The 1128-nt window shown below is 65.1% G+C and carries 1 protein-coding gene and 1 pseudogene; both read left to right on the top strand.

The window, feature by feature from the left end:
• Positions 1-560, top strand: a 560-nt coding sequence (locus tag AC097L_RS25645) for a peptidoglycan-binding domain-containing protein (protein WP_479589520.1), incomplete at its 5' end; no start/stop codon positions are given.
• Positions 561-659: 99 nt separating this feature from the next.
• Positions 660-1128, top strand: a pseudogene (locus AC097L_RS25640) (type I restriction endonuclease subunit R); the annotation flags it as partial.

Raw genomic sequence — 1128 nt, 5'->3', positions numbered from 1 at the left:
GCCGTGACGACGTGATGTCATCCGCCGCCCACTTCCGGCCCCGCTCGGGCTTGCAGGCCGACCAGCCCTGGGACACCGAGGTGCAGCTCCCATCCGGCTTCGACGTGGCCCGCGCTGACACCACGGCGCGCCAGCCGTCGCAGCAATGGGCGGCCGAAGGCGTTCAGACCATGGACGGCACTCCGCTGCCCCTGCTGCCCGATGCCGAGCTGCTGCTCCCCGCCGGAGCCCGTGGCCCCGCCTTCCTGGTAGGCCCCAACTTCCGCGCCATCCTGCGCTACAACAACTCCCCCAGCTATGCCCTCGCCGTCAGCCTGCTCTCGCAGCGCATCGGCAACGGCCCCGCCGTACAAGCCCCCTGGCCTCGCGACCTGCAGGCCTTGACCCGCAGCCAGTTGCAGGCGTTGCAGACTGCTTTGAACACGCGCGGTTTTGCGAGTGGGACGCCGGACGGGATGATGGGGCCCGCGACGCGGGAAGGGATTCGGCGCTTTCAGCGCAGTGTGGGCTTGCCTGCGGATGGGTATCCGGATGGAGGGTTGTTGGGGCGTTTGCAGTAGCCATAAAACCACCGGCTGCCCAATGGCAAAATCATGGCTCATTCATCCAAGGTGTGTTCAACAGGGTGACGGCAACGCACCCAGGAAACACCCACCGGCATGGATAAAAAAGCACTTTCCGAAAGCGACCTCTGCGACAAGTGCATCCGCCCCGCCATGGAGCACGCAGGCTGGCACCCCATAGACCAGATTTACCGCGAATTTCCCCTGCGCGCTGGCCGTGTGGTGGTGCGCGGCAAAACCGCCCAGCGCGACAAAAGCACGGTGCTGCGCGCCGACTACGCCCTGTTTTACAAGGCCAATATCCCCCTGGCCGTGGTGGAAGCCAAAGACAACCACCACGCCATGGGCGCGGGCATGGCCCAGGCCATCAACTACGCCACGCTGCTCGACGTGCCCTTCAGCTTCACCAGCAACGGCGATGGCTTTGTGTTCCGCGATGCCACCCTTGCCACCGGTGTACTGGAACAAACTTTGACCTTGGACGAATTCCCCTCGCCACAAGCGCGGTGGAGTCGCTACTGCGCCTGGAAAGGCTGGAGCGACGACGTTCGCCGCGTGGCCGAAT

It is taken from the genome of Rhodoferax sp. RT5P35, from assembly GCF_056521385.1.
Note: the sequence above shows the minus strand (reverse complement) of the source record. Positions and strands in the feature narration are given on the sequence as shown.